29 protein-coding genes and 1 pseudogene are annotated in these 23,415 nt (G+C 73.0%); 8 read left to right on the top strand and 22 right to left on the bottom strand.

The window, feature by feature from the left end; genetic code table 11:
- The first annotated feature begins 32 nt into the window (after nucleotides 1-32).
- Nucleotides 33-1,352: a type VII secretion-associated serine protease mycosin gene (mycP, locus tag AB7J25_RS13995; RefSeq protein ID WP_428508952.1), complete on the top strand. Its 1,320-nt coding sequence runs from the start codon at nucleotides 33-35 to the stop codon at nucleotides 1,350-1,352.
- A gap of 67 nt (nucleotides 1,353-1,419) precedes the next feature.
- On the opposite strand, the gene eccB is transcribed toward mycP, so the two are convergent.
- The 9 genes and pseudogenes from eccB to infA all read right to left on the bottom strand — a co-directional run bounded on the left by eccB (nucleotide 1,420) and on the right by infA (nucleotide 7,860).
- Nucleotides 1,420-2,862 carry a type VII secretion protein EccB gene (gene eccB, locus AB7J25_RS13990; protein WP_428508950.1) on the bottom strand — a complete coding sequence of 481 codons (1,443 nt, stop codon included), beginning with the start codon at nucleotides 2,860-2,862 and terminating at the stop codon, nucleotides 1,420-1,422.
- Between the two features lie 22 nt (nucleotides 2,863-2,884).
- Nucleotides 2,885-3,820, bottom strand: a complete 936-nt coding sequence (truA, locus tag AB7J25_RS13985; protein ID WP_428509009.1) for a tRNA pseudouridine(38-40) synthase TruA — start codon at nucleotides 3,818-3,820, stop codon at nucleotides 2,885-2,887.
- 338 nt (nucleotides 3,821-4,158) lie between these two features.
- A pseudogene (rplQ, locus tag AB7J25_RS13980) lies at nucleotides 4,159-4,698 on the bottom strand (50S ribosomal protein L17); the annotation flags it as partial.
- Nucleotides 4,699-4,700: 2 nt separating this feature from the next.
- The gene (locus AB7J25_RS13975; RefSeq protein ID WP_428508948.1) at nucleotides 4,701-5,747 is read right to left on the bottom strand and encodes a DNA-directed RNA polymerase subunit alpha; all 1,047 of its coding nucleotides are present in this window, start codon (nucleotides 5,745-5,747) and stop codon (nucleotides 4,701-4,703) included.
- 129 nt (nucleotides 5,748-5,876) lie between these two features.
- The gene (rpsD, locus tag AB7J25_RS13970) at nucleotides 5,877-6,482 is read right to left on the bottom strand and encodes a 30S ribosomal protein S4 (protein ID WP_428508946.1); all 606 of its coding nucleotides are present in this window, start codon (nucleotides 6,480-6,482) and stop codon (nucleotides 5,877-5,879) included.
- Between the two features lie 13 nt (nucleotides 6,483-6,495).
- Complete coding sequence (gene rpsK, locus AB7J25_RS13965; protein ID WP_428508944.1) at nucleotides 6,496-6,903, bottom strand: 30S ribosomal protein S11; 408 nt, start codon at nucleotides 6,901-6,903, stop codon at nucleotides 6,496-6,498.
- Nucleotides 6,903-7,283, bottom strand: a complete 381-nt coding sequence (rpsM, locus tag AB7J25_RS13960; RefSeq protein WP_428508942.1) for a 30S ribosomal protein S13 — start codon at nucleotides 7,281-7,283, stop codon at nucleotides 6,903-6,905. The genes rpsK and rpsM overlap by 1 nt, the downstream gene beginning before the upstream one ends.
- A 227-nt stretch (nucleotides 7,284-7,510) precedes the next feature.
- Nucleotides 7,511-7,624 (bottom strand): 50S ribosomal protein L36, encoded by a 114-nt coding sequence (rpmJ, locus tag AB7J25_RS13955; protein ID WP_015883600.1) that lies wholly within the window; start codon nucleotides 7,622-7,624, stop codon nucleotides 7,511-7,513.
- Nucleotides 7,625-7,638: 14 nt separating this feature from the next.
- Entirely contained in the window at nucleotides 7,639-7,860 is a 222-nt protein-coding gene (infA, locus tag AB7J25_RS13950; RefSeq protein ID WP_028929190.1) for a translation initiation factor IF-1, read from the bottom strand.
- 338 nt (nucleotides 7,861-8,198) lie between these two features.
- On the opposite strand from infA, the gene AB7J25_RS13945 reads away from it, so the two are divergent.
- Nucleotides 8,199-8,963, top strand: a complete 765-nt coding sequence (locus AB7J25_RS13945; protein ID WP_428508939.1) for a DUF6777 domain-containing protein — start codon at nucleotides 8,199-8,201, stop codon at nucleotides 8,961-8,963.
- A 398-nt stretch (nucleotides 8,964-9,361) separates the two neighbouring features.
- On the opposite strand, the gene AB7J25_RS13940 is transcribed toward AB7J25_RS13945, so the two are convergent.
- A complete protein-coding gene (locus AB7J25_RS13940; protein ID WP_428508937.1) occupies nucleotides 9,362-9,811 on the bottom strand; it encodes a nucleoside deaminase in 450 nt (149 codons plus the stop codon).
- A gap of 87 nt (nucleotides 9,812-9,898) precedes the next feature.
- Here AB7J25_RS13940 and AB7J25_RS13935 point away from each other — a divergent pair, with 87 nt between their 5' ends.
- A complete protein-coding gene (locus AB7J25_RS13935; RefSeq protein ID WP_428508935.1) occupies nucleotides 9,899-11,188 on the top strand; it encodes an MFS transporter in 1,290 nt (429 codons plus the stop codon).
- A 4-nt stretch (nucleotides 11,189-11,192) separates the two neighbouring features.
- Here the strand turns inward: AB7J25_RS13935 and AB7J25_RS13930 are convergent, their stop codons facing one another.
- Entirely contained in the window at nucleotides 11,193-11,633 is a 441-nt protein-coding gene (locus AB7J25_RS13930) for a DUF1707 SHOCT-like domain-containing protein (RefSeq protein WP_428508933.1), read from the bottom strand.
- Nucleotides 11,634-11,701: 68 nt separating this feature from the next.
- Here AB7J25_RS13930 and AB7J25_RS13925 point away from each other — a divergent pair, with 68 nt between their 5' ends.
- Nucleotides 11,702-12,223 (top strand): PadR family transcriptional regulator, encoded by a 522-nt coding sequence (locus tag AB7J25_RS13925; RefSeq protein ID WP_428508931.1) that lies wholly within the window; start codon nucleotides 11,702-11,704, stop codon nucleotides 12,221-12,223.
- On the opposite strand, the gene AB7J25_RS13920 is transcribed toward AB7J25_RS13925, so the two are convergent.
- Nucleotides 12,163-13,101 (bottom strand): slipin family protein, encoded by a 939-nt coding sequence (locus AB7J25_RS13920; protein WP_428508929.1) that lies wholly within the window; start codon nucleotides 13,099-13,101, stop codon nucleotides 12,163-12,165. The genes AB7J25_RS13925 and AB7J25_RS13920 overlap by 61 nt on opposite strands.
- A 107-nt stretch (nucleotides 13,102-13,208) precedes the next feature.
- On the opposite strand from AB7J25_RS13920, the gene AB7J25_RS13915 reads away from it, so the two are divergent.
- The 4 genes from AB7J25_RS13915 (at nucleotide 13,209) to AB7J25_RS13900 (ending at nucleotide 16,029) form a co-directional block, all read left to right on the top strand.
- Nucleotides 13,209-13,640: a MarR family winged helix-turn-helix transcriptional regulator gene (locus tag AB7J25_RS13915; RefSeq protein WP_428508927.1), complete on the top strand. Its 432-nt coding sequence runs from the start codon at nucleotides 13,209-13,211 to the stop codon at nucleotides 13,638-13,640.
- Between the two features lie 44 nt (nucleotides 13,641-13,684).
- Entirely contained in the window at nucleotides 13,685-14,350 is a 666-nt protein-coding gene (locus AB7J25_RS13910) for a helix-turn-helix transcriptional regulator (RefSeq protein WP_428508925.1), read from the top strand.
- Between the two features lie 166 nt (nucleotides 14,351-14,516).
- The gene (folE, locus tag AB7J25_RS13905) at nucleotides 14,517-15,107 is read left to right on the top strand and encodes a GTP cyclohydrolase I FolE (protein WP_428509007.1); all 591 of its coding nucleotides are present in this window, start codon (nucleotides 14,517-14,519) and stop codon (nucleotides 15,105-15,107) included.
- Between the two features lie 61 nt (nucleotides 15,108-15,168).
- Nucleotides 15,169-16,029, top strand: coding sequence for an SMP-30/gluconolactonase/LRE family protein (locus AB7J25_RS13900; protein WP_428508923.1), 861 nt, complete (start codon nucleotides 15,169-15,171; stop codon nucleotides 16,027-16,029).
- A gap of 136 nt (nucleotides 16,030-16,165) precedes the next feature.
- Here the strand turns inward: AB7J25_RS13900 and AB7J25_RS13895 are convergent, their stop codons facing one another.
- From AB7J25_RS13895 to AB7J25_RS13850, 10 genes are all read right to left on the bottom strand, one after another.
- Nucleotides 16,166-17,542, bottom strand: a complete 1,377-nt coding sequence (locus AB7J25_RS13895; RefSeq protein ID WP_428508921.1) for an NAD(P)(+) transhydrogenase (Re/Si-specific) subunit beta — start codon at nucleotides 17,540-17,542, stop codon at nucleotides 16,166-16,168.
- Nucleotides 17,542-17,901, bottom strand: coding sequence for an NAD(P) transhydrogenase subunit alpha (locus AB7J25_RS13890; RefSeq protein ID WP_428508919.1), 360 nt, complete (start codon nucleotides 17,899-17,901; stop codon nucleotides 17,542-17,544). Before AB7J25_RS13890 ends, AB7J25_RS13895 begins: the two co-directional genes overlap by 1 nt.
- Nucleotides 17,901-18,992 (bottom strand): Re/Si-specific NAD(P)(+) transhydrogenase subunit alpha, encoded by a 1,092-nt coding sequence (locus AB7J25_RS13885; protein WP_428508917.1) that lies wholly within the window; start codon nucleotides 18,990-18,992, stop codon nucleotides 17,901-17,903. The genes AB7J25_RS13890 and AB7J25_RS13885 overlap by 1 nt, the downstream gene beginning before the upstream one ends.
- Nucleotides 18,993-19,055: 63 nt before the next feature.
- Nucleotides 19,056-19,874, bottom strand: coding sequence for a type I methionyl aminopeptidase (gene map, locus AB7J25_RS13880; RefSeq protein ID WP_428508915.1), 819 nt, complete (start codon nucleotides 19,872-19,874; stop codon nucleotides 19,056-19,058).
- 6 nt (nucleotides 19,875-19,880) lie between these two features.
- A complete protein-coding gene (locus AB7J25_RS13875) occupies nucleotides 19,881-20,426 on the bottom strand; it encodes an adenylate kinase (RefSeq protein ID WP_428508913.1) in 546 nt (181 codons plus the stop codon).
- Nucleotides 20,427-20,495: 69 nt separating this feature from the next.
- On the bottom strand, nucleotides 20,496-21,806 hold the full coding sequence (gene secY / locus AB7J25_RS13870; protein ID WP_428508911.1) for a preprotein translocase subunit SecY: 1,311 nt from the start codon (nucleotides 21,804-21,806) through the stop codon (nucleotides 20,496-20,498).
- A 110-nt stretch (nucleotides 21,807-21,916) separates the two neighbouring features.
- Nucleotides 21,917-22,366 (bottom strand): 50S ribosomal protein L15, encoded by a 450-nt coding sequence (rplO, locus tag AB7J25_RS13865; protein WP_428508909.1) that lies wholly within the window; start codon nucleotides 22,364-22,366, stop codon nucleotides 21,917-21,919.
- Complete coding sequence (rpmD, locus tag AB7J25_RS13860; protein WP_428508907.1) at nucleotides 22,366-22,563, bottom strand: 50S ribosomal protein L30; 198 nt, start codon at nucleotides 22,561-22,563, stop codon at nucleotides 22,366-22,368. The genes rplO and rpmD overlap by 1 nt, the downstream gene beginning before the upstream one ends.
- A gap of 5 nt (nucleotides 22,564-22,568) precedes the next feature.
- A complete protein-coding gene (rpsE, locus tag AB7J25_RS13855; protein WP_428508905.1) occupies nucleotides 22,569-23,204 on the bottom strand; it encodes a 30S ribosomal protein S5 in 636 nt (211 codons plus the stop codon).
- A gap of 59 nt (nucleotides 23,205-23,263) precedes the next feature.
- Nucleotides 23,264-23,415 (bottom strand): 50S ribosomal protein L18 (locus tag AB7J25_RS13850; RefSeq protein WP_428509005.1); only part of this gene is annotated, 152 nt, incomplete at its 5' end.

Genomic DNA, 23,415 nt, shown 5'->3' with positions numbered 1-23,415 from the left:
GCCGCGGTCACGGACACCGTGGTCCGCGCCCGGTGACCCCCCGCCGCAGGCGCTGGCCCGCCGCGCTCGCGGCGGCGGGGACGCTCCTGACCTGCCCCGCCGTGCCCCTGGGGGTACAGCCGGGGCCGCCGCACACGGCGTTCACGATCGCACACGCCGTCGTGGCGGGCGCCGGCTCCGCGGAACCGTCCGCGCCGCAGCCGGCCCCGTTCGCGGCAGCGAACCGCACGGCGCTGCCCGCCGGTTGCCGGCCCCCGCCGGCGGACGCCGTCGCCGCCACCACGGACGCAGCCCGACTGCTGCACCTCGACGCCGTGCACCGGCTCGCCACCGGTGCCGGCCAGACGATCGCGGTCGTCGACACCGGGGTGGCGCCGCATCCCCGGCTCGGCACCCGGCTGCGCGGGGCGGGCGACCTGATCGCCACCGCCCAGGGCAGGAGCGACGGCCGCGCCGACTGCGACGGTCACGGCACGGCCGTCGCCGGGCTCCTCGCCGCCGCGCCGGGCCGCGCTGACGACCTCGTCGGGATGGCCCCCGGAGCCCGGCTGATCACGATCCGCCAGACCGGCACCGGCGCGGACGGCCGTCCGGCGGGCGACGTCGACTCGCTCGCCCGCGCCGTCACGCTCGCCGTCGACGCCGGGGCGACCGTCGTCAACCTCTCCGAGGCCGCGTGCCTCACCGCCGAACGGGCCGAGCGGGACGGCGCCCACCTCCGCGCGGCGCTGCGGGCGGCGACGCGACGCGACGTCGTCGTGGTCGCCGCTGCGGGCAACCTCGGCGTCGGTGGCTGCACCGGCGGCGCCCCGGCCGGTGAGATCGCCCTCCCCGGCTGGTTCGCCGAGGACGTCCTGACCGTCGGCGCGAGCGGGCCCGACGGCGCGCCCGCGGCGTTCACCGTGCCCGGTCCGTGGGTCGACGTCGCCGCTCCCGGTACCGGCCTGCGCTCACTCGCCGCGGGCGGTGGGCTGCGCGGCGGCCTGGACGGCACGAGCTTCGCCACACCCTGGGTCGCCGGGCTCGTCGCCCTCGTGCGGGAGCGGTTCCCCGAGCTGACGGCCGCCGAGGTCGTCGACCGGGTCCTCGCCACCGCGCGGCGTCCCGCCGGTGGTCGCGACCCGCTGGTCGGTCACGGCGTCGTCGACCCGCTCGCCGCGCTGACGGCCGTCCCCGCCCGCCTGCGGCCCGACGCACCGGCGGGCCCGCGCTCCGCCGTGCTCGCCGGGACGGAGCCGGTGGGCGCTCCCGCCGAGCCGGATCCGCCCGTGGAGCTGCTCGCCGTCGCCGCTCTGGCCGCAGCCGCGTGCTCCGGGGTCGCGGCGCTGCGCCGGCGTCCCGACCGTTCCTGAGCGCGCGCCTCACCGCCTGCCGCGGAGCCCCGTCGGCCCGGGATCGCCGTCACGCACGGACGGAGCGTCAGCCCCCCGCCGGAACGGGTACGTCGACCAGCGCTCCGGCCTGCCGCACGTCCAGCCGCGGCCCGGCCGGCAGCAGGTCCAGCGCCTCCCGCGGCGCCGGGGACGCGGCGTCGATCCCGAGCGCCCGGGCGGTGTCGGCGTCGGCAAGGCCGTGGACGACCCCGGTCTCGGACACGAGCGCGAGCCCGCCCGAGTCCAGCGGGCCGGCCGCCGCCACCGACCGCACGGGCCCGCCACCACCGCCGAGGACGACGGCGTCGAGCAACGGCCCGGCGCCGTCCGCCTGAGCCAGGTCGACCGTCCGGGCCTCCGGCGGTGCGGGGACGGCCCTGCCGAGCAGCACCCGGCCCTGCGGGCGCTCCTCCCCCGACCACGTCCAGCAGGCGACGGGCGCCGCGACGAGATCGGCCAGCCGGGGTGCCGCGTCGGGCCAGCCGCGGACGTCGAGCCGTTCCACGACCGGGACCCCCGCCACCGCGACGGCGTCCACCTCCCGCGGTGCCCGCCCGGCCAGCAACGCCGCGAGCGCGGGCGAGACCGGCTGCAGCCCGTCGGGGAGCACGACGAACGCACGCGGTGCGCCCCCGGCGGCGCGGACGGCGACGACGTCCCCGACGGTGCGCCCGGCGGGACCGGGCCGCCCCGCGCCGGGGATCGCGGGCCTGCTCAGGCGCACGCCGACCGGCAGCGCCGAGAGCAGCGCCGCGGAGGCAGGCCGCGCGACCGCGCCCGTGAGGCCGAGCGTCGCGAGCACCAGGCCGTCGCGCACGTCGATCTCGTGCCGGACGCCGCCCGCGACCAGCCAGACCGCACGGTCCGGCCCGCGGAGCAGCACGCCCTCGCCTGCGGGTTCGGCGAGCGGCGGCGCACCGGCCACGACGGTGGTGCCGGTCAGCCGCACACGCCCGCCGGTTCCGGCCTCGACCTCGTCGCACACCGCCCACCGCGACGGGAGGGGAGCGGCGTCGAGCCGCACGGACTCGGCCCCGGCCACCCCGGCGGCCGCGGTGCGGGGTGCGGCGGCCAGCGCCTCGTCCGGCACCACGACGGGGACGGCCGTGGCGGCCTCCCCGCCGGCCGAGCCCCCGCGCTGCAACGCCCCGAGCACCAGGCGTGCGGCGACGAGGTTGGCGACCGGCACGAGCCGGTCCGGACCGCGCGCCACCACGTACATCGCGCCCGACTCCCGTCCGACGACGACGGCCTGCCTGCTCCAGTCCGGGCGCGGCGCGACGAGGGCGACGGCCGCGGAGACCGCGACGGCGAGGGCCGCGAGGAGGATCCCGCCCGCCGCGGCACGCCGTTGGGTGCGCAGCGGCTCGTGCAGCGGCACGGCGTCGCCGCGGACCAGCGCCGACTCCAGGCGCCGCAGGCCGAAGCGGTGGGCGTCCACCTGGTCGCGGGTGGCGGGGGCCCGCAGGCCACGAACGGGTCCGGTCACGCGGCGACGTTAACGGCCGTGATCACCTTCGCGGGGCGGTTTGGCGCAGCTCGCCCCGGACGCGGCGGGTGACGGCGGCGCGAGCGGCGAGCTCGTCGACGGGCGGGTAGTCGACGCCGACGAGCGTGAGCCCCTTCGCCGGGGCGACGGGCACCTCGCTCGCGCGGGCCGTGCGGGCGAGCAGGGCGGCGGGCCAGCCGTCCGGGCGGCGGCCGCGGCCGACGTCGAGGAGCGCCCCGACGAGGCTGCGCACCATCGAGTGGCAGAACGCGTCGGCACCGAGCTCGGCGACGAGCAGCTCACCCGCCTGCGTCCAGTCGAAGCGCTGCAGCTCGCGGACCGTGGTGGCGCCCTCGCGGTGGCGGCAGAAGGCGGCGAAGTCGTGCTCGCCGAGCAGCTCCCGCGACGCCGCCTGCATGCGTGCGACGTCCACCGTGTCGATCGTGTACGGCCAGGCGACGGTGTCGCGGGCCCGCAGCGGATCGGCGCCCGACGGCCCGGTGGCGAGCCGGTACCGGTAACGGCGGCGCAGCGCGCTGAACCGGGCGTCGAACGCGTCCGGCACGACGGCGACCGCACGCACCCGGACGTCCTCGGGGAGGAGCCGGGCGAGCCTGCGCACCAGCCACTCCCCGGCCTCGGACCCCGCAGCATCCACGGACCCCACACCTCCCACGCAACGAGCGGCGCGTTCGTCCAACTGAGTTGGACGAACGCGCCGCTCGTTGGCGGGCCCTGGCGACCCGAGGCCGCCCCACACCGCGACCGGCACATCGAGATGGGCCACCTGACCGCTCGCGTGCACCCCCGCGTCCGTGCGCCCCGCGACCGTCACGGCCACCGGTGTGCGCAGCACCGTCGAGAGCGCCTCGGTGAGCACGCCCTGCACCGTGCGCCGCCCGGGCTGCGCGGCCCATCCGGAGAAGTCCGTGCCGTCGTAGGCGAGGTCCAGCCGCAGACGCACGAGCCCGCCGTCGGCGGCGACGGCGGGCTCGTGCGGATCGTGCGCTGGGATCAGGACTCGTCCTCGGCGGAGTCTGCGGAATCGTTCTGCTGCCCCTTCGGCGCCGAGAACCCGGCGGCCTCCGCAGCCTCCGGCGAGGCGAACCACACCTCGGCGACGGTGCGGTCGTAGTGCGGGGATTCGGGCGTGTGGTAGAGCTTCGAGTCCTCGTTGCCCTTCACCGGGAAGCCCTCCGGGACCTCCGCCGGGTCCTCCAGCGGGGCGTGGCTGCCCTCGCCGTAGGGGGCGTCGGCCGTGGAGGCGCTCTCCTCGACCGCGACCGCGGTGGCGGCGTCGGTGGCGGCGTCGGCGGCGTCCGTGGCGGGCTCGGTGGACTCCGACGCGGTCTCGACGGCGGGCTCCGTCGTGGCGGCGGTGTCCTCCGCCGCCGGCGCGGACTCCGCTGCCGGAGCCGCGGCGGCGGACGACTGCGACGCGGCGACCCTGCGGGCGCGCTCCGCCTCGCTCGTCACGGTCTTCTGCGACACCAGCTCGATCACGGCCATGGGGGCGTTGTCGCCCTTGCGCGGCAGCGTCTTGGTGATGCGGGTGTAGCCGCCGTTGCGGTCGGCGAAGAACGGCCCGATCTCGACGACCAGCTTGTGCACGATCGACTTGTCGCGGATCACCTTCATGATCTCGCGCCGGTTGTGCAGGTCGCCCTTCTTGGCCTTGGTGATCAGGCGCTCGGCGTACGGACGCAGGCGCCGGGCCTTGGCCTCGGTCGTCGTGATCCGTCCGTGCTCGAACAGCGCCGTCGCCAGGTTGGCCAGGATCAGCCGCTGGTGCGCGGGCGAGCCGCCGAGGCGGGGCCCCTTGGTGGGCTGAGGCATCGCTACAACTGCTCCGTTTCTGCGTAGTCCTGGCCGTCGTCCCCGAAGCGGTCGGGGTCGAAGCCGCCGTCGGTACCGAAGTCGACGGCCGCGGACGACGGGTCGAATCCGGGCGGGCTGTCCTTCAGCGCGAGGCCGAGGCCGACGAGCTTCATCTTGACCTCGTCGATCGACTTGGCGCCGAAGTTGCGGATGTCGAGCAGGTCGGCCTCGCTGCGGCCCACCAGCTCGCCCACGGTGTGGATGCCCTCGCGCTTGAGGCAGTTGTAGGAGCGGACGGTGAGGTCCAGCTCCTCGATCGGCATCGCGAAGGCGGCGATCGTGTCGGCCTCCTGCGGCGACGGGCCGATCTCGATGCCCTCCGCGTCGACGTTCAGCTCGCGGGCGAGGCCGAACAGCTCGACGAGCGTCTTGCCGGCCGAGGCCAGCGCGTCGCGCGGGGTGATCGAGGGCTTGGTCTCGACGTCCAGCACGAGCTTGTCGAAGTCCGTGCGCTGCTCGACACGCGTGGCCTCGACCTTGTAGGTGACCTTGAGCACCGGCGAGTAGATCGAGTCCACCGGGATGCGGCCGATCTCGGCGCCGGTGGCCTTGTTCTGCATGGCCGGGACGTAGCCACGGCCCCGCTCGACGACGAGCTCCACCTCGAGGCGGCCCTTGTCGTTGAGCGTGGCGATGTGCAGGTCCGGGTTGTGCACGGTGACGCCGGCTGGCGGCACGATGTCGCCCGCCGTGACCGGGCCGGGGCCCTGCTTGCGCAGGTACATCGTCACCGGCTCGTCCTCCTCGGAGCTCACGACGAGCTCCTTGAGGTTGAGGATGATGTCGGTGACGTCCTCCTTGACCCCCGGCACGGTGGTGAACTCGTGCAGCACGCCGTCGATGCGGATGCTGGTGACGGCCGCGCCCGGGATGGACGAGAGCAGGGTGCGGCGCAGGGAGTTGCCGAGGGTGTAGCCGAAGCCCGGCTCCAGCGGCTCGATGACGAACCGGGAACGGGTGTCGACGACCGGGTCCTCGGTCAGGGTGGGTCGCTGAGAGATCAGCATGGAACGTGACTCCTTCGGGTGCCGCGGCAACCACTATTTGATGCCGCAGTGAGCCCCCCGCCCCACTGCAGAGCGGGGGGACCGGGGTGCCGGAGCACTCCGGGAACTGCTCGCGAGCCCTCGCGACGGTTACTTCGAGTAGAGCTCGACGATCAGCTGCTCGGTGACCTGCGTGTCGATCTGCGCACGCTCGGGCAGCTGGTGGACCAGGATGCGCAGGTTCGACGGGACGACCTGCAGCCACGCCGGGATCGGCCGGTCGCCCAGCAGCTCCTTGGCGATGATGAACGGGTCGGTGGACAGCGACTTGGGCCGCACGTCGATGACGTCGTACTGCGACACGCGGTAGCTCGGGATGTCGACCTTCTGCCCGTTGACCAGGAAGTGCCCGTGGCTGACGAGCTGGCGGGCCATCCGCCGGGTGCGGGCCAGCCCCGCCCGGTAGACGACGTTGTCCAGGCGCGACTCGAGGATCTGCAGCAGGTTGTCGCCGGTCTTGCCCTGGCGCCGGTTGGCCTCCTCGTAGTAGCGGCGGAACTGCTTCTCCAGCACGCCGTACGCGAATCGGGCCTTCTGCTTCTCCTGCATCTGCAGGAGGTATTCGGTCTCCTTGATCCGGATCCGGCCGTGCTGGCCGGGCGGGTAGGGACGGCGCTCGAACGCCTGGTCGCCGCCGACGAGGTCGACCTTCAGCCGGCGGGACTTGCGGGTCATGGGTCCGGTGTAGCGAGCCATGTTCTCTACCCCCTCAGACCCGGCGCCGCTTGGGCGGGCGGCACCCGTTGTGCGGCTGCGGCGTGACGTCGGAGATCGTGCCGACCTCCAGGCCCGCGGCCTGCAGCGAGCGGATCGCCGTCTCGCGGCCGGAGCCCGGGCCCTTGACGAACACGTCGACCTTCTTCATGCCGTGCTCGGCGGCCTTGCGGGCGCAGCTCTCGGCGCACATCTGCGCGGCGTAGGGCGTGGACTTGCGGGAACCCTTGAAGCCCACCTGCCCGGCCGACGCCCACGCGATCACCGCACCGGTCGGGTCCGTGATGGACACGATGGTGTTGTTGAAGGTGCTCTTGATGTGCGCGTGGCCGTGCGCGACGTTCTTCTTCTCCTTGCGGCGGACCTTCTTCGGCCCGGCCTGCTGACGGCTGCGGGGCGGCATTACTTCTTACCTGCCTTCTTCTTGCCGGCGACGGTCTTCTTCGGACCCTTGCGGCTGCGGGCGTTGGTCTTGGTCCGCTGGCCGCGCACCGGCAGGCCCCGGCGGTGCCGGATCCCCTGGTAGCAGCCGATCTCGATCTTGCGGCGGATGTCGGCCTGCACCTCGCGGCGCAGGTCGCCCTCGACCTGGAGGTTGGCCTCGATGTACTCGCGCAGGGCGGCGAGCTGGTCCTCGGTCAGGTCCTTCGAGCGCATGTCCCGGTCGATGCCGGTGGCCTTCAGGATCTCCAGGGAGCGGGTGCGTCCGACCCCGTAGATGTAGGTGAGCGCGATCTCCATCCGCTTGTCGCGGGGGAGGTCGACGCCGACGAGTCGTGCCATGTAGGCGTGTTCTCCTGTCGTGTCCTCACCAGGTCTGGCCGACGCCCGCCCCGGGGTGACTCGTTCCCGGGCTCCGGCCTGGCTCCGGAGGTGACCCGCGCCCGTGTGGCGCGGGAGGTGCGTCGGGGTCCTCGGTGTTGCTCTGGATGTTGCTCTGGTGGTGCTGCCGCTCTGCCCGCGGTCGTCACGTCCACGGGGAACGCGCGCCGCCGACGAGGTGCGGGTGATCAGCCCTGGCGCTGCTTGTGGCGCAGGTTCTCGCAGATCACCATGACCCGCCCGTGGCGGCGGATCACCTTGCACTTGTCGCAGATCGGCTTGACGCTCGGCTTGACCTTCACGTCCCTGTTCTCTCTTACTTGTAGCGGTAGACGATGCGGCCGCGGGTGAGGTCGTACGGCGACAGCTCCACCACGACCCGGTCCTCGGGGAGGATCCGGATGTAGTGCTGCCGCATCTTGCCGCTGATGTGCGCGAGGACCCGGTGTCCGTTCTCCAGTTCCACGCGGAACATCGCGTTGGGCAGGGGTTCGACGACCCGGCCCTCAACCTCGATCGCCCCGTCCTTCTTGGCCATGTCCTCCGCGTTCCTGCAGACGGTGTGCGTGCTTCTGTCGGTTCGACACGCCTGACAGACCTACGGCACTGTGGTGGACACAGCACTCCCCGGACCGCGAAGTGCTGGAGGGCACGACGGAACCGGCGCCATCGGGCGCGCGCGAAGTACCAGTGTACGTCGGTTGCACGGGCCCCCGCACATGGGGTGGGGCCCGCACCCGGGGTGGACCCGCGGCAGGTTCGGGGGGACGCCGGTGGCCGCGCGGGTGCGCGCACCATCGTGACGCGCGGCGGGGATCGCGACGCTGGGTGGGCCGCCTCCAGAGGCGGACCGAGCCTCCCGAGGAGCCCACAGCCATGACCCCCAGGCCGACCCGCACGACCCTCACCGGCCGCGGCCCCGCCGCGCCCACCGCCCGCCGCGTACCCGGCCTCACGCTCGCGCTCGCGGCGACGGCCGCCTTCGCCGCGTTCGGCCTCGCCGGCGGGCCCGCCGCGTCGACCGGCGGCCTGCACCTCGTGTCCGACGCCTCCGGTGTCACCGACTCCGGCGGCGAGAGCCCCGAGCAGGCCTGCGACGTCGCCGCGCTGGCGACGGCCCTGACCGAGGACCCGGAGCGGGCCGCCGCATGGGCGGGCGTGCGGGGGATCGCCCCCGAGGAGGCGGGCGGGTACCTCGTCACGCTGAGCCCGGTGGCTCTCGACGGCGACGCCGCGTTCACCCGCTTCACCTACGAGGACGGCGGCTACGCCCCGCACGAGGCCGACCTGCCCGCCGGTACCGAGGTGCTGGTGGACGGCGACGGCATCCCGGCGGCGACCTGCGACGTCGGCGATCCGCTCGCCGCGGCGTCCGACGACCCGGGTCCCGCACCGGTCGAATACGAGGGCTCCGGCGAGGCGCCGGCGCCGGACCCGGGCGAGTACCAGCCGGACCCTGGCCACGAGACCAGCCCCATGGGCGACCCGGGCCATGATCCGATGGGCGACCCGGGCCACGACCCGATGAGCGACCCCATGGGCGACCCGGGCCACGACCCGATGAGCGACCCGGGCACCGACACCCCTCCCGGCGACATGGGCCTGCCCGGCACCGACACCCCTCCCGGCGACATGAGCTAGCCCCGAGGCCGGTCGGTGACCCGGCGGTTCGGTCTCCGATCCGCCGGGTCACCGCCGACGGCGCGGCAGAATCCCGCCGCGGCGGTCGCGGATCCACCTCGCAGAGCCTGCACACCCCTCGCAGACGCCCCCGGCCCGCCTCGCAGAGCCTGCACACCCCTCGCAGACGCTGCAGCCTCTGCGACGCGCACTCAGTCTCTGCGAGGCGCACCAAGCCGCTGCGAGGCACCGCCCGCGACGCGCCCCGGACCCGCAGCGCCCCGACCCCGCGACGCGCCGTGACCCGCGACGCCCCGACCCGCCGAGCCACGCCGCACCCCGCAGGCCCGAACCGCCGGGATCGACACGCCCCCGGGAGCCGGCCCTCCCGGGCGGCAGAGCCCGGCAGAGCCCGGCCGTCAGCTCGGCTCGCCGATGTCCTCGTTCCACAGCGCGGGGTGCTCCCGCACGAAGTCCGTCATGAGCGCGACGCACCGCTCGTCGTCGAGCAGCGTGACGGCGACGCCGTGCTCGGCGAGCCAGTCGTGCCCACCGTGGAACGTGCGCGCCTCGCCGATGACGACCGCGCCGATGCCGAACTGGCGCACCAGCCCGGAGCAGTACCAGCAGGGTGACAGGGTCGTCACCATGATCGTGGTGCGGTAGTCGCGCTGGCGTCCGGCCGCGCGGAACGCGGACGTCTCGGCGTGCATGGACGGGTCCCCGTCCTGGACGCGGCGGTTGTGACCGCGCCCGAGCAGCGTGCCGTCGGCGCGGAACAGGGCGGCGCCGATCGGGATACCGCCGGCGGCGAGGCCGGCCCGGGCCTCGTCGAGGGCCACGTCGAGCAGCGGGGCGAGATCGCGCACGCGGCCACCCTAGGCCTCGACGAGGCCTGCGACGGCGGCGAACCCGCCGGAAACACGCTTGACCTGAACCCGCCTCGAGGTGGTCACATGTCGCGCGTGACCCGCCTCCCACGGGCGTTGCGCCCCTTCCGACATCGCGACTATCGGCTGCTCATCGGCTCGATGGCGCTGTCGCTGTTCGCGAGCGGGATGTGGATCGTCGCGGTGGTGTGGCAGGTCGTCGCGATGGGCGGGACGCCGTCGGAGCTGTCGGTGGTCGCCACGGCGACGAGCGTCGGGATGCTCGGCGCGATCCTGGTCGGCGGCGTGGCGGCGGACCGGTTGTCGCGGCGGGCGCTGCTCGTCGTGGTGGAGTGCGTCCGCGTGGTGACGGCGCTCGGGGCGGGCTGCCTTGCGCTCCTGGGCGAGCTGCAGATCTGGCAGCTCGCGGCGATCACCTTCCTGGTCGGGGCCGCCGAGGCGTTCTTCTTCCCCGCCTACACGGCGCTGCTGCCCACACTGCTGCCCCGGGACGAGCTGCTCGCCGCGAACGGTGTGGAGGGCGCGCTGCGGCCGGCGACACAGAACGCTCTGGGCCCCGCCGTCGCGGGTGCCGTCGTCGGCGCCTTCGTCCCGGGCGCGGCGCTCGCCGCGGCCGGCGGGTTCTACCTCGTCGCACTCGTGCTCGTCGCCCTGATCCGCACTCCGCCCGTGCCCGCTCCGGAGGTCGCCCGGTCGGTGCTGGGCGACCTGCGCGAGGGCTTCGCGTACATGTTCCGCACCGGCTGGCTGTTCGCGACGTTGGCGTTCGCATCGCTGTACGTGCTGGTGCTCATGGGACCGATCGAGGTGCTGCTGCCCTTCGCGGTGCGCGACCAGACGGGCGCAGGCGCCGGCGGGTACGCGCTCGTGCTGGGCGCGTTCGGCGTGGGCGGGGCGCTCGGGTCGCTCGCGGTGTCGTCGATGCAGCTCCCGCGCCGCTACCTCACGTGGATGATCCTGCTCTGGGCGGTGGGCATCACGCCCATCGCCGTCATCGGCTACACCGAACGGCTGTGGCTCATGGCGGTGGCCGCCTTCGTGGCCGGCGCGACGGGCGGCGCCGCGATCGTGATCTGGGGGACGCTGCTGCAGCGGCGCGTGCCACCGCACCTCATGGGTCGCGTGTCGAGCCTGGACTTCTTCGTGTCGCTGGCGCTGCTACCGGTGTCGATGGCCGCGGCGGGCCCGGTGGGCGAGGCGATCGGGCTGGGCCCGACGTTCGTGCTGGCCGGTGTGGTGCCCGTGTTCCTCGGCGTGGCCGCGATCCTCATCTGGCGGCTGCCCGCGGACGAGATCGCGCACCCGCTCGACACCGAGAGCGAGACCGGCGCCCCCGTCCGCACGGGGGCGGCGTGAGCCGTCAGCGCCGGTCGGGGCCCACGCCTGCGACGCGCCCGCCGATCCACCCGGCCAGCAGCACCGCGCCCCACGGCCCGGCCACCCAGATCCACCACGGGTAGATCCAGGAGGCGCTGGCGATGCAGGTGACGGCCCAGATGAGGAGGGTGACCGTGCTGACCGACGCCCACGAGGCGACGGCGGCCCGCTGGGCGGTGCGTCTGCGCTCCGCCTTTCCCGGCCGCGCAGGTTGCACGGCCTGCGGGCCGCGCTCGGCTGGCAGGTCCGCGGTGACGCGGGCGAGCTCCCCGGCCGTGCGCGCGGCGTACGCCGCCTGCAGGCGCGCGTCGTACTCGGCGAGGTCGAGCCGCCCCTCCGCCTGTGCCCGGCCGAGCCGGCCGGCCACGGCCTCACGGTCGCTGTCCCCGATACGAACGTCCTCGGGACGGACCGGCTGGTTCATCGCGCACCTTCCCCCTGGTCGCCTGCACCCACCTTCCACCTTCCACTTCGACATGTCAAGATAGACAGGTGACGACCGCGACCGACGCCCTCAACCCGACCGCCGCGTCCCTCCTGGGGCTGCTGCACGGCGGTCCGATGACGGGCTGGGAGCTGGTGTCGACCGCGGAGACGGCGATCGGCCCGTTCTGGTCGCTCACCCGCAGCCAGGTCTACCGCGAGCTCTCCGCGATGACCGCCGCCGGGCTGCTGGAGGCGGGCCCGCGCGGGCGGCGCGACGCCCGCCCATACACGCTGACCGCGCACGGGCGCGCGGCGTTCGCCGCGTGGCTGGAGCGCGGTCCGGGCGCGGAGACGATCCGGTTCCCGCTGCTGCTCACCGTGCTCTTCGGCCGCCACCTCCCGCCGGAGCGCCTCGCGGAGGTCCTGGCCGGGCAGCGGGCTGCGCACGCCGAGCGGCTCGCGGGGTACGACGCTGCGGATCCCGGCGCGGACCCGTACGCGCGCGCGGTGCTCGACTTCGGCCGCCGCTACGAGCGCGCGGTGCTGGAGTGGTTCGACGGACTGCCCGGAGCGCTCACACTCCGATAGCCGGCATCGGCCCCGGCATCGGCACGGTCGGCCGGCCCGACCCCGTCGGACGCCCCCGGCTCGCGGACCGGCTCCTGCCCGCCCGCCGCCTGGGCACCGGACCCACCACCCGTCTCCCCCGGTGTGGCACGTTCGAGGAAGCGGAGCAGCTCGACGGGGAACGGAAGCACGAGCGTGGAGTTGCGCTCCGCCGCCACCTCGACGACGGTCTGCAGCAGGCGCAGCTGCAGCGCCGCAGGCTGCTCGGCCATGGCCCGGGCGGCGCGGGCGAGGGTCTGGGAAGCCTGCAGCTCGCCGTCAGCGGTGATCACCCGGGACCGCCGCTCGCGCTCCGCCTCGGCCTGCCGCGACATGGACCGCTTCATCGACTCGGGCAGCGCGACGTCCTTGATCTCGACGCGGTCGATCTGGACGCCCCATTCCAGCGCCGGGTTGTCGATCATCAGCTCCAGTCCCTGGTTGAGCCGTTCCCGGTTGGACAGCAGGTCGTCCAACTCGCTCTTGCCGATGATCGAGCGCAGCGACGCCTGCGCGACCTGCCCGATGGCCGACTCGTAGTTCTGCACGTCGATGACGGCCTTCACCGGGTCGATGACGCGGTAGTAGACGACCGCGTCGACGCGGACGGTGACGTTGTCGCGCGTGATCCCCTCCTGGGCGGGCACCGGCATCGTGACGATCTGCATGTTGACCTTGTAGAGCCGGTCCGCGATCGGCGCGAGCACGGCGAGCCCCGGCCCCAGGGCGTGCGGCCGGACCCGGCCGAAGCGCAGGACCACCCCACGTTCGTACTGACGCACCACGCGGACGCTGGTGCCGAGGAGGAGCAGGACCGCCGCCAGCACCCCGATCACCGCGATCGCCACGATTGTGATCATCTCGCTCCCTCCGCCACGGGGAGGACCGTCGCACCGAGGATGAAATATCGTAACACGATATGAAAGTGCGGGCACGGAAAGGCGGGCCGATGTGGTGTCATGACGCGGTGACGCAGGACGGTCGAGCAGACCAGGCCCCGCTGACCAAGCAGGACTTCGAAGCCCTGGCCCGGTTCCGCTTCGCGATCCGTCGCTACCTGCGCTTCAGCGAGGAGACGGTGCGCCGCCACGGCGTCACGCCGCAGCAGTACCAGCTCCTGCTCGCCCTCAAGGGCTTCCCCGAGCGGGAGTGGGCGACGGTGCGCGAGCTGGCCGAGCGGCTGCAGCTGCGCCACCACAGCGTCGTGGAGCTCGTCAACCGGGCGCAGACCCAGGGACTCGTCGACCGCGCGGACCATCCCGAGGACGCGCGCGCCGTCCGCATCGTCCCCACCGCGCGCGGCGAGCGCGTCCTGACCGCACTGGCGGCGCTGCACCGCGACGAGCTGCGCCGGATGAACTCGGCCCTCGCACTGCCCGCCTGGCACGGCCCCGAGTGAGCGACGACGTTATCTCCAACGCACATTGGTTCTAGAGTGATGGCGTGAACCCCGAACGCGCAGCGCAACTCGATGCCATCGCTGCGCTCGCCGAACCGACCCGCCGCCGTCTCTACGACCACGTCGTGCGGCAGCACGAGGCGGTGAGCCGCGACGAGGCCGCCGGCGCACTGGGGCTGGCGCGGACCACCGCGGCGTTCCACCTGGACCGGCTCGTCGACGAGGGCCTGCTCGGCGTCGAGTTCGGGCGGCGTACGGGCCGGTCGGGCCCGGGTGCTGGCCGGCCGAGCAAGCTCTACCGGCGGTCCGGCTGCCAGGTGGCGGTGTCCGTGCCCGAGCGCCGCTACGAGCTCGCCGCCCGGCTGCTCGCGGACGCGGTCGTCGAGGCCGAGCGCTCCGGGTCGTCTCCGCGCGCCGTTCTGGACGAGCGGGCCTATCGCGGCGGTCGCGAGCTCGGCGCGGCCGGCACCGAGCTCATCACGACGCTGGAGGAGAGCGGCTTCGCCCCCGTCGTCGAGGACGGCGACATCATGCTGACCAACTGCCCGTTCCACGCCCTCGCCCACGCGCACACCGAGCTCGTCTGCGGGATGAACCTGCAGCTGCTCGCCGGCCTCCTGGACGCGCTCGCGCCCACCGGCCTCACCGCCCGGCCGGCGCCGAACCCCGACCGGTGCTGCGTACTGCTCTCTAAAAACAATTCTGATTGACAATATGCCGCCGCAGGGGATCTACTCCTAGCCATCGTCGGTTCCCGAAGGAGGCCCCGATGGCGCCCGACCCGGCCGCCGCCCTTCCGGCGGCGCGTCCCGCCCCTCACCGGCTCGCGCCGGGGTCCCGCTCGTGATCCGGCCCGCACGGCAGGTCGACTCCCCGCTGCGGTTGCGCATCGTCCGCGACCGCACCGGCATCGACGTCGCAGCGGCCCGTGAGGCGGTCGCCGACCTGCTCCGCGCGCTGGGCCGGGACCCGGAGTCGCCGCACCTGGCCGACACCCCGCGCCGCGTCGTGGACTCCTACCTCGAGCTGCTCACCGCCCGGCAGTTCGACCTGACCACCTTCCCCAACGACGAGGGCTACGACGAGCTCGTCCTGGCCACCCACCTGCCCGTCCAGTCGCTGTGCGAGCACCACCTGCTGCCGTTCTCCGGCGTCGCGCACATCGGCTATCTGCCGGGCGAGCGGATCCTGGGGCTCTCCAAGCTCGCCCGGGTGCTCGAGCTGTTCGCCCGCGACCTGCAGGTCCAGGAACGCCTCACCCGCCAGGTCGCGGACTGGCTCGACGAGCACCTCGCCCCGCGCGGCGTCGGCGTCGTGATCGAGGCCGAGCACCACTGCATGTCGATGCGCGGGGTCCGCGCCACCGGCGCCCGCACCATCACCTCGGCGCTGCTCGGGCAGCTGCGCGACGATCCCCGCTCCCGTCAGGAGTTCCTCACCCTGACCGGCACCCGATCCCACCCGTAGGTCCGCGAGGAGGTCCGCCCCGTCGTAGGGTCCGGTACCCGGTCGGAGGAGGAGGAGAGAGATGGACGACCCGCGCGTCCTGCTCGACGGCCTGGCCTACGTCGAGTCGCCCCGCTGGCACGACGGCCGGCTCTGGTTCGCCCACTGGGGCGCGGGCGAGATCATCGCCGTCGACCTCGACGGGCGCAGCGAGGTGGTCGCCGAGGGCCCGCCCGGGCTGGGCTGGTCGGTGGACCACCTGCCCGACGGGCGGCTGCTCGTCAGCGGCGAGCGCCTCGTCGTGCACGAACCGGACGGCACGGTCCGCCCGTACGGCGACCTGCACACGGTCGCCGACCACGGCTGGAACGAGATCGCCGTGGCCGCGGACGGCAGCGTCTACGTCAACGGCTTCGGGTTCGACTTCCTCGGCGGGGCCGCCCCCGAGCCCGGCGTGATCGCCCTGGTCACCCCGGACGAGCGCGCCCGGATCGTCGCGCGCGACGTGCACTTCCCCAACGGGATGGTCCTCACCCCGGACGGGCGCACGATGGTCGTGGCCGAGTCCTTCGCCGGGTGCCTCACCGCGTTCGACATCGAGGCGGACGGCGGCCTCGCCCACCGGCGGGTGTGGGCGGACGGCCTCGCCCCGGACGGCATCAGCCTGGACGCCGAGGGCGCGATCTGGACGGGCGCCGCGGGCGGCTTCGATCCGGACGGTGTGCCCGTCGACAACGCGGCGATCCGGGTGCGCGAAGGCGGCACGGTGCTGGACCGCGTCCCGGTGGAGGACAGCTGCTTCGCCACCGCCCTCGGCGGGCCGGACGGCCGGGCGCTCTTCCTGCTCACCGCGGTGTGGCGCGGGATCGAGCAGGTGGACGCGGTGCTGGCCGAACGGACCGGCCGGGTCCTCGTCGCCGAGGCGCCGGTTCCCGCCGCCTGACCCGCGAGTTCCGCAATCCATCAGCCCGAGTTGGGCAATCCATCAGGCCGAGTTCCGCATCCCGACAGCCCCCGTCGCCGGACGCGGCCGGACCGCCTCGGGAGCGGTCCGGCCGGCTGCTGCCACGGTCCGGGTCCTAGAGGGCCTTGAGCTCCTCGGTGACCTCCCCGACCGACTTCTTCGCGTCCCCGAACAGCATCGCGGTGTTGTCGGCGTAGAACAGCGGGTTGTCGATCCCGGCGAACCCGGAGTTCATCGACCGCTTCAGCACGATCACCGAGCGGGACTCGTCCACGTTGAGGATCGGCATCCCGTAGATCGGGCTGCTGGAGTCCTTGCGCGCCGCCGGGTTCGTGACGTCGTTCGCCCCGATCACCAGCGTGACGTCGGTGCGGGCGAACTCGCCGTTGATGTCGTCCATCTCCTTGAGTTGCTCGTAGGGCACGTCGGCCTCGGCCAGCAGCACGTTCATGTGGCCGGGCATGCGCCCGGCCACCGGGTGGATGGCGTACTTGACCTCCACCCCCTTGGCCTCCAGCAGCTTCGCCATGTCCTTCACCGCGTGCTGGGCCTGCGCGACCGCCATGCCGTACCCGGGCACGACGATCACCTGCGACGCGTAGGCCATCTGGATCGCCGCGTCCGACGCGCTCGTCGACTTGACGGTGCGCTCCACGCCGTCGTCCGACGCGACGAGCCCGCCACCACCGAAACCGCCCGCGACGATCGCGGGGATCGTGCGGTTCATCGCCACGGCCATCTGGTTGGTGAGGATGGAACCCGAGGCGCCGACGATCATGCCCGCGACGATCATCGCGGTGTTGTCGAGGGCGAGACCGGCCGCAGCCGCCGACAGGCCCGTGAGAGCGTTGAGCAGCGAGATCACGACAGGCATGTCCGCGCCGCCGATCGGCAGCACCACCAGCACGCCGAGCAGGGCCGCCAGCAGGAGCAGCGCGATGATCCACAGCTCCGCGCCGCTGCGGTAGGAGAGGACCGCAGACACCACGGCCGCCACCAGGAGCAGGGCGTTGACCCCCTGCTGCGCCCTGCCCAACCCGATCGGGCGCCCTGGCAGGAGCTCCTGGAGCTTGCCGAACGCGATCAGCGAGCCCCAGAACGACACCGAGCCGACGATCGCGGCGAACAGCGACGCGATGACGACGTAGAGCGCCTCCTCGGCGAACCCGTCCGTGGAGCGGAACTCCGACCACGCGATCAACGCGACCGCGCCACCGCCGACGCCGTTGAACAGCGCCACCATCTGCGGCATCGCCGTCATCTTCACCTGTCGCGCCGACGGCACGCCCAGCAGCGTCCCGACGACGAGGCCGACGATGATCAGCAACCAGTTGTGCGTGACGAGCAGCAGCGTCGCCAGCACCGCGATCGTCATACCGACCGCGGCGATCTTGTTGCCGCGCACGGCCGTCTTCGGGCCGGTCAGCCCCATCAGGCCGTAGATGAACAGCGAGAACGCGACGATGTAGAGGATCGGGACCAGGACGTCCATCAGGACTCGCCACCCTTCCCCGCGCCGCGGGCGGGCCCGCCCTTGAACATCCCCAGCATCCGGTCGGTGACCAGGAAGCCGCCGACGACGTTGATCATGCCGAACGCGATCGCGACCACCAGGATGATCGCGTCGGCCACGCCCGGGTTCTCCAGCTCCCCCAGGACGATGATGCCGCCGAGCAGCACGATGCCGTGGATGGCGTTGGTTCCCGACATCAGCGGCGTGTGCAGGGTGTTCGGCACCTTCGAGATCACGGCGAACCCGACGAACCCGGCCAGCACCAGGATCGCGATGTTCGACAGCAGCTCCGAGGAGTCCCCCGCCTCCGCCGCAGCGGCAAGCAGCATGTGATCCATCAGCCTTCCCCTCGGGTCACGCAGGACTTCGCCAGCACCTCGTCGTCCCAGTCCGGTGCGACGGCGCCGTTCTCGTCGAGCATCAGCTCCAGCAGCGCCGACACGTTGCGCGCGTACAGCTCGCTCGCATGCTCGGGCATCGTCGCGGGCAGGTTCAGCGGCGAGGCGATCGTCACGTCGTGGCGCACGATCGTCTCGCCCGGCACGGTGAGCTCGCAGTTGCCGCCGCTCTCCCCCGCCATGTCGACGACGACGCTGCCGGGCTTCATGCCCTCGACCGCGGCCGCCGTGACCAGGGTCGGGGCCTTGCGGCCGGGCACGTTCGCCGTCGTGATGACGATGTCGAACCCGGTGATCGCGTCCTCCAGGCGCTTCTGCTGCTCGGCCCGCTCGGACTCCGTCAGCTCGCGCGCGTACCCGCCCTCGCCCGCCGCCTCGATCCCCAGGTCCAGCCACTGCGCGCCCAGCGAGCGCACCTGGTCGGCCACCTCGGGACGCACGTCGTAGCCGGTGGTGCGGGCGCCGAGCCGCTTCGCCGTCGCGAGCGCCTGCAGGCCCGCGACGCCCACGCCGAGCACCAGCGCCGTCGCCGGCTTCACGGTGCCCGCCGCCGTGGTCAGCATCGGGAAGAACCGGGTCGAGCGCTCGGCGGCGAGCAGCACGGCCTTGTAGCCCGCGACGTTGGCCTGCGAGGACAGCGCGTCCATCGACTGCGCACGCGAGATGCGCGGGATCGCCTCCATCGCGAACGCGACGATCCCGGCGTCCGTGAGCGCCGCGACCGTCTCCGGCGACGTCAGCGGGGCCAGGAACCCGATGTAGGCCGTGCCCTGCTTCAGGTTCGCGATCTCCTCGGCGGTGGGCGGGGCCACCTTCACCACCACGCCCGCCGACCACGGGTCGCCGATCGTCGCGCCGGCCTGCTCGTACAGGGCGTCGGGCATCAACGCGCCCTCGCCCGCGCCGGGCTCCACGACGACGGCGACGCCCCGCGACCGGAGGCGTTCCACCACCTTGGGCACCAGCGCCACGCGGCGTTCGCCCGCACCCGATTCCCGGGGCACGCCGACGACAGTTGGATCAGCGGTCATGGCAGGAACCTAGTGCAGGAAGTCCCGGAACGTACCGTGCAGGTGGCCCAGCACTCCTGGCCGTTACGGCAGGGTGAGGACCCGCGGACCGTCCTCGGTGACGGCGACGGTGTGCTCCCAGTGGACGGCCCGGCTGCCGTCGACCGTCACGACCGTCCAGCCGTCCGCCAGCTCCAGCGCCTCGGGGTCGCCCGCCGTGAGCATCGGCTCGACGGCCAGGGCCATGCCGGGCCGCAGCCGCGGACCGCGTCCCGGGTCGCCGTGGTTGGGCAGGAACGGGTCCATGTGCATCGACGTGCCGATGCCGTGCCCGCCGTACTCCGCGACGATCCCGTACGTGACGCCGTCGCGGCGGCCGGCATCGATCGCCGCCGTCTGCACGGCGTGGGAGATGTCGGTGAGCCGCCCGCCCGCGAGGACGGCGGCGCTCCCCGCGTCCAGGGCTGCGCGGCAGGCGGCGGAGAGCGCACGGTCGGCCTCCGAGACCGTGCCCACTCCGATGGTGACCGCGGAGTCGCCGTGCCATCCGTCGACGATCGCCCCGCAGTCCACCGAGATCAGGTCGCCCTCGGCGAGGATCCGCTCCCGCGCCGGGATTCCGTGCACGATCTGCTCGTTCACCGATGCGCAGATGCTCGCCGGATAGCCGTGGTAGCCGAGGAACGACGGCACGCCGCCGCCGTCGCGGATCGTCTGCTCCGCCAGCTCGTCCAGCTCGCCGGTGCTCACGCCCGGCTTGGTCTGCTCGACGACGGCGGCGAGGGTGCGGGCCACGAGCGCGCCCGCGACGCGCATCGCCTCGATCTCGGCGGGAGCCTTCAGCTCGATGTCGCGCCCGCGCCACCGGGCGAAGACCCCTCGCGCACGTGAGATGACCCGCACCGCCTGCTACCGCCCCAATGCCGCCGTGACGCGCCCGGTGATCTCCTCGACCGTCCCGACGGCGTCGATGGTGAGCAGCTGGTCGCGGTAGTGCGCGAGCAGCGGCGCCGTCTCGTCGCGGTACACCTGCTGGCGGCGCCGGATGACCTCCTCGGTGTCGTCCGCGCGCCCCCGGCCGAGGAGGCGCTGCACCAGCAGCTCCTCCGGCACCTGGAGCTCGACGACGGCGTCGAGCGCCTCGCCCCGGCTCGCCAGCAGCTCGCCGAGCGCGACCGCCTGGGGGACGTTGCGGGGGAAGCCGTCGAGGATGAAGCCCTTGGCGGCGTCGCCGGAGTCCAGCCGGTCCCGGACCATGCCGACCGTCACCTCGTCCGGAACGAGCTCTCCCGCGTCCATGTAGCGCTTTGCCTCGACGCCCAGCGCCGTCTCCTGCTTGAGGTTGGCGCGGAAGAGATCACCCGTCGAGATGTGCGGGACCTCGAGCCGCTCGGCGAGCCGTTCCGCCTGAGTGCCCTTGCCCGCACCGGGCGGACCCACCAGAACCAGACGCACGCGACCGACCTCCTGTTGCCGAAGGGATACCGCGGCCCACACCGTCGCGGAGGGCCGGAACGACCGACGTTAGCGCAGGAATCCCTCGTAATTACGCTGCATGAGCTGGCTCTCGATCTGCTTGACCGTGTCAAGCCCCACACCGACCATGATCAGCACCGCGGTGCCGCCGAACGGGAAGTTCTGGTTGGCGCCCGAGCCGGTGATGCCGAGGAAGAAGTTCGGCAGCACCGCGACGATGCCCAGGTAGAGCGATCCGGGCAACGTGATGCGGGAAAGGACGTACTGCAGGTACTCGGCGGTGGGGCGCCCCGGGCGGATGCCCGGGATGAATCCGCCGAACTTCTTCATCTCGTCGGCCCGCTCCTCGGGGTTGAACGTGATGCCGACGTAGAAGTAGGTGAAGAAGATGATCAGTGCGATATACAACAGGATGTGCACGGGATTGGACTGATCGACCAGATAGGTCTGCACGAACTGCTGCATCCCGCCACCCGTCGCGCCGGCCAGCCGTGAGATCAGGTCCGGCAGGTAGAGCAGCGACGAACCGAAGATCACGGGGATGACGCCCGCCTGGTTGACCTTCAGCGGGAGGTAGGTGGAGGTGCCGCCGTACATCCGACGGCCGATCATCCGCTTCGCGTACTGCACCGGGATCCGGCGCTGGCCCTGCTCGACGAACACGACGCTCGCGATGATCGCGAGACCGAACACGCAGACGCCCGCGAAGACCAGCGGGCTGGAGTTCTGCAGGATGTTCGCACCCTCGGCCGGGATGCGGGCCGCGATCGACGCGAAGATCAGCAGCGACATGCCGTTGCCGATCCCGCGCTCGGTGACCTGCTCGCCCAGCCACATGATGACCGCCGTGCCCGCGGTCATCACGATGACGATGATCGACAGCGACCACACGCTGGAGTCCGGGATGATCGGCAGCGTGCAGTTGCCGAACAGCTGCCCGCGGTCGGCCAGCGCCACGATGCCCGTGGACTGCAGGACCGCCAGCGCGATGGTGAGGTAGCGGGTGTACTGGGTCAGCTTGCTCTGACCCGACTGCCCTTCCTTCTTCAGCTGCTCGAAGCGCGGGATGACGACCGTGAGCAGCTGGACGATGATGCTCGCCGTGATGTACGGCATGATCCCCAGCGCGAAGATCGACAGCTGCAGCAGCGCTCCGCCGGAGAACAGGTTGATCAGCGAGTAAACGCTGGAGTTCTCGCCACCCTCGACCTGGCGCAGGCACTCCTGCACGTTCGGGTAGGAGACCCCCGGCGACGGGATGGCTGCGCCGAGACGGTAGACGGCCACGATCCCGAGCGTGAAGAGGATCTTCTTCCGGAGATCCGGCGTGGCCAGGGCCGACCGGAAGGCGCTGAGCAAGTGGATCCTCCTGACATGGCGGCCGGAGCAGCCGGCCTGGGGCCGAACGGTCCCGACTCTAACGAGCCGCCCGACCGCGCCCGCCCACGGGGAGCGGGCGCGGCCGTCGACTACAGCTCGGTGGTGCTCCCGCCCGCGGCCGCGATCTTCTCGCGGGCGCTGCCGGAGAACTTGTGGGCCGAGACCGTGAGGGCCACGCCCTCGAGGTCACCGTCGCCCAGCACCTTCACCAGCTCGTTGCGGCGCACCGCGCCGGCCGCGGCGAGCTCCGCGGGGCCGACCTCGCCGCCGTCCGGGAACAGCCGCGCCAGGTCGCCGACGTTCACGACCTGGTACTCGGTGCGGAAGCGGTTGCGGAAGCCCTTGAGCTTGGGCAGCCGCATGTGCAGCGGCATCTGCCCGCCCTCGAAGGTGGCCGGGACCGTCTTGCGGGCCTTCGTGCCCTTGGTACCGCGACCGGCGGTCTTGCCGCCCTTGCCGCCCTCACCGCGACCCACGCGGGTCTTCTCGGTCTTTGCCCCGGGGGCCGGGCGCAGGTGGTGGATCTTGATGGGCGCCATCAGGAGGTCACCTCCTCGACCGCCACGAGGTGCCGGACGGTCCGGATCATGCCGCGGATCTGCGGGGTGTCGTCCCGCTCCACCGACTGGCGGATCTTGCGCAGTCCGAGCGCACGCAGCGTCTCGCGCTGGTTCAGCTTGCACCCGATGGAGCTGCGCTCCTGCGTGATCTTCAACTTGCCTGTCGATTCAGCCACGCCGATCACGCCCTCGACGCCGCCGCGGCGGCGGCCCGGGCCTGCAGCATCTTGGCAGGAGCCACGTCCTCCAGCGGCAGGCCGCGGCGGGCCGCGACCTCCTCCGGACGCTGCAGCTGCTTCAGCGCGGCCACCGTGGCGTGCACGATGTTGATCGCGTTGTCGCTGCCCAGCGACTTCGACAGGACGTCGTGGATGCCGGCGCACTCCAGCACGGCACGCACCGGGCCACCGGCGATGACGCCGGTACCGGGGCTCGCCGGGCGGAGCATGACCACGCCAGCGGCCGCCTCGCCCTGCACGCGGTGCACGATGGTGCCGCCGATGCGCGGGACGCGGAAGAAGTTCTTCTTCGCCTCCTCCACGCCCTTGGCGATCGCGGCCGGCACCTCCTTGGCCTTGCCGTAGCCGACGCCCACCAGGCCGTCGCCGTCACCGACGATCATCAGCGCGGTGAAGCTGAACCGCCGGCCGCCCTTGACGACCTTGGCGACACGGTTGATCGTCACCAGACGCTCGATGTACGGGGTCTTGTCCTGGGCCGCCCCGCCACGGCCCCCGTCGCGGCGGTCCCGGCGGTCGCGGTTGTCCCCGCTGCCGCCCCCGGGACCTCCGCCGTCACGCCGTGCACGTCCCGGCATCAGACGTTCCCTTCAGTGTGAATCGAGTGAATCGAGTGGATCGAGAGCAGTGTCGTCATCTAGAACTCCAGACCGCCCTCGCGGGCGGCGTCGGCCAGCGCAGCGACGCGGCCGTGGTACTCGTAGCCACCCCGGTCGAACACGACCTTCGTGACCCCGGCCTCGCGCGCCCGGGTGGCCAGCAGCCTGCCGACCTCCGCCGCGCGGGCCT

Source organism: Pseudonocardia sp. (assembly GCF_050246655.1).
Taxonomy (GTDB): Bacteria; Actinomycetota; Actinomycetes; order Mycobacteriales; family Pseudonocardiaceae; genus Pseudonocardia.
The sequence above is the reverse complement of the archived record's forward strand: the minus strand, read 5'-3'. Positions and strand labels throughout refer to the sequence as shown.

Bases quoted from the DNA above. Each gene is read 5' to 3' on its own strand.
- AB7J25_RS13975 (WP_428508948.1), bottom strand. From the start codon at position 5,747: ATGCTGATCTCTCAGCGACCCACCCTGACCGAGGACCCGGTCGTCGAC.
- rpsD (WP_428508946.1), bottom strand. From the start codon at position 6,482: ATGGCTCGCTACACCGGACCCATGACCCGCAAGTCCCGCCGGCTGAAG.
- rpsK (WP_428508944.1), bottom strand. From the start codon at position 6,903: ATGCCGCCCCGCAGCCGTCAGCAGGCCGGGCCGAAGAAGGTCCGCCGC.
- rpsM (WP_428508942.1), bottom strand. From the start codon at position 7,283: ATGGCACGACTCGTCGGCGTCGACCTCCCCCGCGACAAGCGGATGGAG.
- infA (WP_028929190.1), bottom strand. From the start codon at position 7,860: ATGGCCAAGAAGGACGGGGCGATCGAGGTTGAGGGCCGGGTCGTCGAA.
- AB7J25_RS13945 (WP_428508939.1), top strand. From the start codon at position 8,199: ATGACCCCCAGGCCGACCCGCACGACCCTCACCGGCCGCGGCCCCGCC.
- AB7J25_RS13935 (WP_428508935.1), top strand. From the start codon at position 9,899: ATGTCGCGCGTGACCCGCCTCCCACGGGCGTTGCGCCCCTTCCGACAT.
- AB7J25_RS13930 (WP_428508933.1), bottom strand. From the start codon at position 11,633: ATGAACCAGCCGGTCCGTCCCGAGGACGTTCGTATCGGGGACAGCGAC.
- AB7J25_RS13920 (WP_428508929.1), bottom strand. From the start codon at position 13,101: ATGATCACAATCGTGGCGATCGCGGTGATCGGGGTGCTGGCGGCGGTC.
- AB7J25_RS13900 (WP_428508923.1), top strand. From the start codon at position 15,169: ATGGACGACCCGCGCGTCCTGCTCGACGGCCTGGCCTACGTCGAGTCG.
- AB7J25_RS13895 (WP_428508921.1), bottom strand. From the start codon at position 17,542: ATGGACGTCCTGGTCCCGATCCTCTACATCGTCGCGTTCTCGCTGTTC.
- AB7J25_RS13890 (WP_428508919.1), bottom strand. From the start codon at position 17,901: ATGGATCACATGCTGCTTGCCGCTGCGGCGGAGGCGGGGGACTCCTCG.
- AB7J25_RS13885 (WP_428508917.1), bottom strand. From the start codon at position 18,992: ATGACCGCTGATCCAACTGTCGTCGGCGTGCCCCGGGAATCGGGTGCG.
- rplO (WP_428508909.1), bottom strand. From the start codon at position 22,366: ATGGCGCCCATCAAGATCCACCACCTGCGCCCGGCCCCCGGGGCAAAG.
- rpsE (WP_428508905.1), bottom strand. From the start codon at position 23,204: ATGCCGGGACGTGCACGGCGTGACGGCGGAGGTCCCGGGGGCGGCAGC.